The sequence below is a fragment of the Geodermatophilus sp. SYSU D00758 genome, assembly GCF_054049955.1.
Genome location: NZ_JBJGYK010000030.1, coordinates 38,090 through 47,043, shown reverse-complemented (window position 1 = coordinate 47,043; position 8,954 = coordinate 38,090). Strand labels below are relative to the sequence as shown.

At 74.7% G+C, this 8,954-nt stretch carries 10 protein-coding genes; 3 read left to right on the top strand and 7 right to left on the bottom strand.

The window, feature by feature from the left end:
* Window positions 1–198 precede the first annotated feature (198 nt).
* Complete coding sequence (locus tag ACI8AC_RS18945) at window positions 199–435, top strand: VOC family protein (protein ID WP_456899386.1); 237 nt, start codon at window positions 199–201, stop codon at window positions 433–435.
* 73 nt (window positions 436–508) lie between these two features.
* A complete protein-coding gene (locus tag ACI8AC_RS18940; RefSeq protein WP_456899385.1) occupies window positions 509–1,360 on the top strand; it encodes an alpha/beta fold hydrolase in 852 nt (283 codons plus the stop codon).
* Between the two features lie 49 nt (window positions 1,361–1,409).
* On the opposite strand, the gene ACI8AC_RS18935 is transcribed toward ACI8AC_RS18940, so the two are convergent.
* The 3 genes from ACI8AC_RS18935 to ACI8AC_RS18925 all read right to left on the bottom strand — a co-directional run bounded on the left by ACI8AC_RS18935 (window position 1,410) and on the right by ACI8AC_RS18925 (window position 4,047).
* Window positions 1,410–2,048 (bottom strand): SDR family NAD(P)-dependent oxidoreductase, encoded by a 639-nt coding sequence (locus tag ACI8AC_RS18935; protein ID WP_456899384.1) that lies wholly within the window; start codon window positions 2,046–2,048, stop codon window positions 1,410–1,412.
* A gap of 43 nt (window positions 2,049–2,091) precedes the next feature.
* Complete coding sequence (locus tag ACI8AC_RS18930) at window positions 2,092–2,736, bottom strand: dihydrofolate reductase family protein (protein WP_456899383.1); 645 nt, start codon at window positions 2,734–2,736, stop codon at window positions 2,092–2,094.
* Window positions 2,737–3,246: 510 nt separating this feature from the next.
* The gene (locus tag ACI8AC_RS18925) at window positions 3,247–4,047 is read right to left on the bottom strand and encodes a class I SAM-dependent methyltransferase (protein ID WP_456899382.1); all 801 of its coding nucleotides are present in this window, start codon (window positions 4,045–4,047) and stop codon (window positions 3,247–3,249) included.
* Between the two features lie 73 nt (window positions 4,048–4,120).
* Here ACI8AC_RS18925 and ACI8AC_RS18920 point away from each other — a divergent pair, with 73 nt between their 5' ends.
* Complete coding sequence (locus tag ACI8AC_RS18920; protein WP_456899381.1) at window positions 4,121–5,809, top strand: LuxR C-terminal-related transcriptional regulator; 1,689 nt, start codon at window positions 4,121–4,123, stop codon at window positions 5,807–5,809.
* 377 nt (window positions 5,810–6,186) lie between these two features.
* Here ACI8AC_RS18920 and ACI8AC_RS18915 read toward each other — a convergent pair whose 3' ends face one another.
* From ACI8AC_RS18915 to ACI8AC_RS18900, 4 genes are all read right to left on the bottom strand, one after another.
* Window positions 6,187–6,612 (bottom strand): ABC transporter ATP-binding protein, encoded by a 426-nt coding sequence (locus ACI8AC_RS18915; RefSeq protein WP_456899380.1) that lies wholly within the window; start codon window positions 6,610–6,612, stop codon window positions 6,187–6,189.
* A 215-nt stretch (window positions 6,613–6,827) separates the two neighbouring features.
* The gene (locus tag ACI8AC_RS18910) at window positions 6,828–6,950 is read right to left on the bottom strand and encodes a hypothetical protein (protein ID WP_456899379.1); all 123 of its coding nucleotides are present in this window, start codon (window positions 6,948–6,950) and stop codon (window positions 6,828–6,830) included.
* A gap of 80 nt (window positions 6,951–7,030) precedes the next feature.
* Window positions 7,031–7,264, bottom strand: a complete 234-nt coding sequence (locus tag ACI8AC_RS18905) for a cation transporter (RefSeq protein ID WP_456899378.1) — start codon at window positions 7,262–7,264, stop codon at window positions 7,031–7,033.
* Between the two features lie 96 nt (window positions 7,265–7,360).
* On the bottom strand, window positions 7,361–8,884 hold the full coding sequence (locus tag ACI8AC_RS18900) for an MFS transporter (protein WP_456899377.1): 1,524 nt from the start codon (window positions 8,882–8,884) through the stop codon (window positions 7,361–7,363).
* Window positions 8,885–8,954 lie beyond the last annotated feature (70 nt).

The window sequence follows — 8,954 nt, the reverse complement described above, 5'->3', positions numbered from 1 at the left end:
CCGGTGACGTGCAAGGACGGGGCCACCCCCACACGGCCGACACATCCCACAGCAGGACAGCAAGGCGTCGGTCAGGCGGAGAGTCAGACCACCAGGGGTGACCCCGTCCCCTCACATCCTCACTGTCCGGCCTCGTCCAGGACGTGGCACTGTCACCCGGCAAGCGCTGGGCGGTGGTCGCGCCGTCCGGCGGCGCGGGTGCGCAGCTGGTGCTCGCCCGCGCTGCCGATGACGGGCAGCGGCCGGCAGACCGGTGGCGGGGTGGCGTCCTTCCTGAGCACCACCGAGATCACCCGGACCCACGCCCGTCTCCGGGCGGCCGGCGTCCGCTTCCTCGAGTCACCGAGGCGCGAGCCGTACGGAACCGTCGCGGTCTTCGCCGACCCGTACGGCAACCGGTGGAACCTCGTCGGAGCGGCCCGGGATGGCGCCTGAGCGGCGCAGAAGAGGACGACCAGGCCCCTCACCGGGCGGGTGTCGCCCATCGAGGGAGAACGGAGGAGGAGCGGTGCAGCTGGAGCAGCGATGGCGGTGGCGCGGCCGAACGGTGGCGTGGACGCGGCGAGGCTCGGGGCCTCCGGTCGTCTTCTGCCACGGCACCCCCTGGTCGTCCGCGCTGTGGGCGCCCTTCGCGGAGGCCCTGAGCAGGGATCTCACGGTGTACCTGTGGGACATGCCGGGCTACGGTCTCTCGTCGAAGAACCCCGAGGACTCCGTCGACCTCGGCGTCCAGGGGGAGTTGTTCGCCGCGCTCCTGGCGGAGTGGCGTCTCGAGGAACCGCACGTGGTGGCGCACGACTTCGGTGGCGCGGTGTCGCTGAGAGCCCACCTGCTGCACGGACGGCCGTTCGCGTCGCTGTTCCTGCTGGACGTGGTAGCGCTCAGCCCCTGGGGATCGCCGTTCTTCGCCCTGGTGCGGGAGCACGCCGAGGTGTTCGCCCGGCTTCCGTCAGGAGTCCACGCCGGTGCCGTGCGCGCCTACGTGCAGAGCGCCAGCCACCGGGAGCTGACCGAGCGGGAGCTCGCCGAGCTGACCGCGCCGTGGACCACCCGGGACGGGCGGCCGGCGTTCTACCGCCAGATCGCCCAGGCCGACGAGCGGTTCACCGACGAGATCCGCCCGCTGCTGGGCGACGTCCGCGCTCCGGTGCACATCCTGTGGGGCGCTGAGGACACGTGGATCCCCGTCGACCGCGCGGCCGAGCTGCACCGGGCCATCCCCGGCTCGACGGTGCGGCTCCTGGAGGGCGCCGGTCACCTCGTGCACCTGGACCGCCCGGTGGCTCTGGCCGACGAGCTGCGGGCGTGGTTGGACCTCCGGGCCCTCGCTCCTCTCCCGCCGGTACCTGCCGACGACTGAGGGATGAGGCTCGCCCGCCGACTCCGGGGACAGGCCGGCTGCTGCGCCCTCAGCCCGTCGTGCTTCCGCCGGTGATGTGCAGGCGTGCGCCGGGGATGAAGGTGGCGTCCTCGGAGGCGGGGAAGGACACGGCCGCAGCGACGTCACCGGGTGTGCCGGTGCGCCCCAGCGGGACGTGGCGGCGGTAGGCCTCCAGGGCCCGGGGATCGCCGGAGTGCGTGCCGCTCGACCGGCACCCAGCCGGGGCGGCGGTGTTCACCGTGATCCCGAGCGGCGCGAGCTCACGCGCCTGCACGCGGGCCGGCCCGAGCTGGGCGGTCTCGGCTGCGACGTAGGCGGCGTTGCCCTCGGGGGCGCGATCGACCACGTCGGAACCCACGTGCACGATCCGCGGCGCCCGAGCCCGCGCGCAGGTCGGCCGGGCTGTCCCGCACCAGCAGCACCGGGCTCTTGACGAAGAAGTCCAGCTGGGCGGACACATCCGGCCAGTCGACTCCACCGCCGGGACGGTCGGTCGCGGGCCGGTGGCGTTGAGCACGAGGACGGCGATGGGCCGCAGCGCCGCCCTCACCTGCTCGACCAGCCCGGTGACCGCGATCTCGTCGGTGATGTCGGCGCGGAAGGCGGCGGCCCGTGCCGCCGTCGGCCCGGATGGCTGCCACGACCGGCTGATCGCAGGAGCAGCCACGCTCACATCACCGCATCCGGCGTTCCATCGTGGGGTTCTCGTGTCACTTGCGCCAGAACAGGTGGTGCGTCACGCCGCTCGGGCTGGGCACCACGTCGAGGTGGAAGCGGTCCAGCAGCTCGTCGGGTGAGGTCCAGAGCCGTACGCCGGAGCCGAGCCGCACGGGTGAGATCGCCACGTGCAGGGTGTCGACGAGGTCGGCGTCGAGGAACTGCCGGATGACGGTGGCCCCGCCGCCGAGTCGGACGTCCCGGCCACGGGCCGCCTCCCGCGCCTGGTCGAGGACCGTGGCCGGGTAGGCGTCGACGAAGTGGAACGTGGTGTCGGAGAGCGTGAACGACGGGCGCGGGTGGTGGGTCATCACGAACACAGGGGTGTGGAACGGCGGCTCGGCACCCCACCAGCCCTGCCACTCGTGGTCCTCCCAGGGGCCGCGCTGGGGCCCGAACTTGTTGCGGCCCATGATCTCGGCGCCGATGCCGTGCGCGAAGTCCCGGGTGAAGTAGTCGTCGAGCCCGCGGCTGCCTCCCGGGACGGCGCGGTTGGGGAAGCTCGCCGTGGCGAGGGCCCACGCCATCAGTTCACCGGGGTCGGCGTGACCGAACGGCCGCTCCAGGCTCTGGCCCTCGCCGGCACCGAAGCCGTCGCTGGAGACGGTGAAGTTCTGGACTCTGAGCAGCTGGTCCACGTGGCTCCTCCTCGCGCGGTCGGTGACAGGTGGACCGTCGCTCAGCGGGGAACTCATCGCCGCAGGGAAATGCGGTACGCAGGGGGGGACCGGGCTGCGGCCGGCGATGCCCGAGCTGCGAGCTCAGGATGCGGCCGGCGCGGCAGGAAAGACGCCGTGCCGGCCGCTGGAACCGCCCAGCCGTCCGGCCTGCCCCTCGGCCGGACCGCGTGGCAGAGGTGGCAGTCGTCGACGGCCGAAAGGCGCGCACCGGTCCGCGCCCATCGCAGCCACCGTGTCGGCGGCGGTCGCAGTCGTCCCGCGGCAGCCTGGTCGGACCCACCCTGCCCCCGCGCGGTCGAGCCGACCGCTCCGCACCGGGTGCACCGCACCCCTCACAGCCGAGCTCGGTCAGGGTGCATGCGCCGGCTGGCACCGCTGAGCACGGGGAGCAGAGCAGGGACCGCAACCGAGCGGGACCGGTGCGGCGGTCGTGCCAGCGCTGTCCCGGGCGTCGCCGGCGTGGCGAGGTCACTCTCGGCGGGCCGCCACGATGTAGGCCTCCAGCGGGAGGACCAGCGCACCGCTGGGGGAGCAGTGGCCGACCAGCCCGGTCCGTGCCTCCTCGCGGATCCGCCGGTACACGTCGGCGCTGATCCGGTCGATCAGCGGAGTGCTCTCGACCTCGGTGGTGATGTAGTCGTCGACCGACGGGGCCCGCACGGCGACCGGCACCGTGCGGACGTCGGTCACCCGCAGGCCGGCCTGCGAGAACCAGCCGGTGAACTGCTCCCGGTCGCCGAGCCGGAAGTACGTGCTGATCAGGTCGACCGCGTCCCGGCCGGCATTGCGGGCCACGGCGTCGGCGAGCGGCTGGATGGCGGTCTGCCGGTCCAGCGAGCTCCACACCTGGGCGGCGACCCGGCCCCCGGGGCGGACGAGGCGGGCCAGCTCGCCCACCGCCGCGGCCGGGTCCGGGACGAACATGAGGCCGGACTGGCAGAGGGCGACGTCGAACGAACCGTCCGGGAACGGCACGGCGACGGCGTCGCCCTGCCGCCAGTCGAGGTCGGGCCGGATCCGCCTGGCCACGGTCAGCATGGCCGCGTTGAGGTCGAGCCCGACCACGCGACCTGTCGGACCGGTGCGCTCGGCGGCCGTGCGGGCGACGATGCCGGTGCCGCAGGCGACGTCGATGACACGATCACCAGCGGCCACCTCGGCCGCGTCGAGCAGGTGCGGTGCCAGGTGGGCGAAGAGGGAGGGGACGAACGCCGCCTCGTAGGTCTCCGCTGTCTCGAGCGAGATCTGGAAGGTGTCGGTGCTGCTCATGGCCCGGAGCGTGGCCGCGGGAGCCGGGGCGCGCATGGGTCAGCTGCCCCATGTCGGAGCGCATACTGAGCCGGTGCCGGGCGGGCAGCCGGTCACCGCCGGGACGGCGGCGCTCGAGGCGGGGCGCTGGGCGGAGGCCCGCGCCGCGTTCGAGTCCGCGCTGGCCGCCGAGGATCCGGAGGGTGGCGCCCCCGAGGCCTGGGACGGGCTGGCCGAGGCCCTCTGGTGGCTCGGCGAACCGCGCACATCTCTCGGGTGCCGCGAACGGGCCTACGTGGCCTTCCGCCGATGTGGGAGGCCCGGCGCGGCGGCCTGGGCGGCGATGGAGGCCTGCGTCGGCCACCTGGTCCAGTTCGGCAACGCGGCGGCCGCATCGGGGTGGCTCGGCCGCGCGCGCAGCGTGTTCGCCGACCGCGCGCCGCCGGACCTCGAGGGCTGGCTCTGGCTGCTGGAGGCCTACCTCTGCGCCGACCACGAGACGGCATGCGCGCTGATCCGCCGGGCACTGGAGCAGGGGCGGCGACGCGGGGACGCCGACCTGGAGCTGTCCGCGCTGTCGGACCTCGGCGGCCGGCTGGTCCATGTCGGCCAGGCGGCCGAGGGGCTGGGCCTCATCGACCAGGCGATGGCCGGCGCGCTGGGTGGGGAGTGCCGGCGTCGGCAGACCGTGGTCTGGGCGGCCTGCACGATGCTCGCGGCCTGCGAGACGACCGGTGACGTCCGTCGGGCGACGGAGTGGCTGCGGGTGGTCGACGACTTCTCCGCCCGGTACGGCTGCCCGTTCCTGTACGCCACGTGCCGCACGCACTACGGCGGCCTCCTCATCGCGACGGGCCGCTGGACCGACGCCGAGCGGGAGTTGGCGGCGGCCGTCCGGATGGCCGGCGGCGCCGGGCCGCTGCCGCACGTCCTGGCACTGGCCCGGCTGGCCGGACTCCGGCTCCGCCAGGGCCGGCTGGAAGAGGCGGAGGCACTGGCGCGGGACTGCGACGACGCGCTGCTCACCGCCGAACTGCTCCTCGCCCGCGGGGAACCGGCAACCGCCGTCGCCCGGCTGCAGGGCTGCCTGGGCACCGGCGTGCCGGAGGAGACGGAGTCGGCCGTGCTCGCCCGGGTCGTCGAGGCGCAGCTCGCACTCGCCGGCGCGGACGCGGCGGCACCGGCGGTCGAGCGGCTCACCGTGCTGGGTGCCCGGCACCCGACCGGTCTCGCCGCCGCCCGAGCGAGCACCGCCGCCGGCCACGTCGCCGCGGCCCGCGGCGCCACGGACCAGGCCGCCGGCTGCTTCTCGACCGCGCTCCGGCTGCTGCGGCGGCTGGACCTGCCGTTCGACGCCGGGTGCGTCCAGCTCGCGCTGGCCCGCGTCGAGGCACGGACGGCGCCCGCCCTGGCGGTGGAGGACGCGTACGCCGCCCTGGCCACGTTCGACCGGCTGGGCGCCCGCTCGCAGGCGGACGCCGCGGCGGCCCTGCTGCGCTCCCTCGGTGCCCGCCCGCGGAGGTCGGGACGTAGCACGGAGGTGCTCACCAACCGCGAGCGGGAGGTGCTCGACCTGCTCGCTCTCGGGTTGTCCAACCCGGAGGTCGCCGCTCGGCTGTTCATCAGCCGCAAGACCGCCGCGCACCACGTCAGCAGCATCCTGGGCAAGCTCGGCGTCCGCAGCCGCGCCGAGGCCGTCGCCCTGCGCGCACGGGAACAGGTCGAGGCAGGGCGCGTTGCCCACCCCGCCGTGAGCACCTGGCAGGACCCGCCGGCCAGGTAGTCACCTCGAATCGCGCCTGGATCCGGCGGCGATGCGGCCACGGAGGTACCTGCAGTGGATGCGTACGGCAGGTGCGCCGCCCGGTGGGGGTTACGGCGCCATCTCCAGCGGGCCCGACCTCCGCGTCAACCAGGACGAAGCCGCCGACGCGTCGCTGAGCCGCGATCCGCCCGCCCTGCTTCTGGGGATGACGCCGGACCCTCACATGCGTCGACGAGGCAGCGGGATCCGAGGGCGTTGGCGATGGTGAGCCGGAACATCCCAGCTCACCCCCCGACCAGGTCGTCGAGGCCGGCCATGCGGGCGAGCACGGTGTCGGGCGGTGGGGTGGGGCAGCTCGTCGACGATGCGGCCGTCCGGCGAGGAACACGACGCGGTCAGCGTGGGCGGCGGCGACCGGGTCGTGGGTGACCATGACGATCGTCTGGCCCAGCGTGCGGGTGCTGCTGCCCGCCGGACAGCTGCGCGGGGTGGTGGTCGAGCCGGTCACCCAGGCCGAGCATCCGGACGAGCTCGGCGAGCCAGGCCGGGTCGGGCCGCTCGCCGGCGAGGGTGAGCGGCAGGGTGATGTTCTCGGCGGCGGTCAGCGCCGGGATGAGGTCGAACGCCTGGAAGACGAAGCCGAGTCGCTCGCGGCGCAGCAGGGTGCGGTCCCGCTCGGGCAACGTGGTCAGGTCGGTGTGACCGAGCACGACCTGACCGGAGTCGACGCTGTCCAGGCCGGCCAGGGCCTGCACGAGGGTCGACTTGCCTGACCCGGAGGGGCCCATGGTGGCGGTGAACTCGCCCGCCGGGATCGTCACGGAGGCGCCGTCCAAAGGGCGTGGACGGTGGCTTCGCCGCGGCCGCAGGTCTTCACCAGGTCGGGCGCGCGGGCGGCGATCGCCGGCGCGTCCTCCCGCGTCGCGGTGGCCGGGCGAGACGTCGGGGTCGGTTCTGCGGGGGCGGGCCGCGGGTGCGGTGGGAGAAGTGGGCGGGCGGGCATGGCGTCTCCTGGGACGTGAGGGGGTCGCAGCGGTCAGTGGATGCGGCGCCGGCGCGGAGAGCGGGCCTTGGCGGACTGGGCGAGCCGGTGGAGGCGGGCGTCGCGGAGGAGCTCGCTCTGGCGGGCGTGGAAGAGCTCCTCGTAGAGCGGGTTCACGGCGGGTGTCCTCTCGCGAGGTGGGGCGGTCGGGGGTGCCGGCGGCGGAAGCGTTGACGGCGCTTTCCGCCGCCGGGTGGTCAGGGCAGGACGCGGTAGCCGGCCGCCTCGATCGCGGCGGCGATGTCGGCGCGGTCCACCGGCCGCGCGGCGGTGACGGTGACGGTGCCGCTGGCCAGGTCGACGGTGACGGTCTCGACGCCGGCGACGCCAGCGATCGCGGTGGTGACCGCTTCGTGGCAGTGCTCGCAGCTCATGCCGGTGACGGCGAAGGTGGTGGCGCCGATGAACGTGCGGGGCGTGCCGGACAGCATGGGAACTCCTCGACGAGCAGGTGTGGTGCGTTCGGTGGTGAGAGTCGGTGAGCAGCTGGGTGCCTCTCCCCGGGGAAACCGCCGGGATCGGCCGGGTCAGTGACCGTGGACGCCGTGTCCGTGGCCGCTGGTGCCGGCCGTCGGCTTGCCGCCGGGAACGGCGAGCGCGGTGAGGACGAACAGCCCGGCCAGAACGGCGGCGGTGACGGTGAAGGCGCGGCCGTAGCCGTCGACGAGTCCGGTGACCGTGGCGAGGTTGCCGGCGACGGCGGTGAGCGCGGCGACGCCGAGCGCGGCGCCGACCTCGTGGCCGGTCATCATCAGCCCGCTTGCCAGGCCGGACTTCTCCGCGGGCACGTCGCTCATCGCAGCGACGGCGACGGCGACGAACATCGGGCCGACGCCGGCGCCGACGAGCAGGAACCCGGGCAGCACGTCGGCGGCGTAGGAGGTGCCGCCAGCAGCGGCGGCCAGCAACAGCACCCCACCGGCCATGACCACCAGTCCGCCGAGGATCAGCGGGCGAGCGCCGAGGTGGCCGATGACCTTGGACGCCGCGGCGGCGGCCAGGGTGATCGCGGCGGCCAGCGGCAAGAACTGCAGCCCCGCGACGAGCGGTGAGGAGCCGACGATCTCCTGCAGGTACAGCGAGGACAGGAAGATCGCGCCGACGACGGCACCGGTCACGCCGGCCATCACCGCCGAGGCCGACACCAGCGATCGCATCCGCCAGGTGGACGGCGGCACGAGCGGGTCGGCGGCGCGGCGCTCGAGCCGGGCGAACGTGGCCAGCAGCACCGCGGCGGCGGCCAGCGCGAGCCAGGTGCGCGGCGCGGCTGGCCCGGCCGAGCGGATGGCCTCGATGCCGAACACCAGCGCCAGCAGCCCGGAGACCAAGGTGACCGCGCCTGGCGCGTCGAGGCGGCGCAGCGCGGTGGGCTGGGAGGTTCCCCGGGCGACGGCGCGCAGGGTGCCGGCGACGACGGCGGCACCGATCGGGACGTTGATGAAGAAGACCGCCCGCCAGCCGAGAGCGCTGGTCAGCGCCCCCCCGAAGAGGACGCCGGCGGCGATGCCGAGGCTGCCGACGGCGCCCCACACGGCGAGCGCGGTCTGCCGCTGCTTGCCGGCGTAGGCGGTCATGATGATCGACAGTGCGGCGGGGGTGAGTAGCGCGGCGCCGGCGCCCTGCGCGGCGCGGGCCAGGACGAGGGTCAGGGGGGTCTGTGCCAGGCCGCTGACCAGCGAGGCCGTAGTGAACACGGCGACGCCGGCGAGGAAGGCGCGGCGTCGGTCGAGCAGGTCAGCGACGCGCCCGCCGAGCAGCAGCAGGCCACCGGACAGCAGCACGTAGGCGCTGATCGTCCACTGGTAGTCCGCCGCCGACAGGTGCAGCCCCTCGCTGATGGACGGCAGCGCGACGTTCACCACCGAAACATCCAGGATGACCATGAACTGGGCGGCGATCATCAGGGCGAACACCGTCCACGGCCGGCGCGGCTCGTTCCCGGCCGCCGGCGGGTGGCCGCCGACGTCGCCGGTGTGGGGCGTGGCATGGCCGGGGGCGGGACGGTGCCCGTGCGAGCGGGCCGCCGGTGCGGCGGTGGGGTGGGCCGACATGGCTCCTCCTCGAGGTGGGATCTGCGGGGCTGCCTCCACGCTCGCCGCCGCCAAGATCACTCACGCCGGG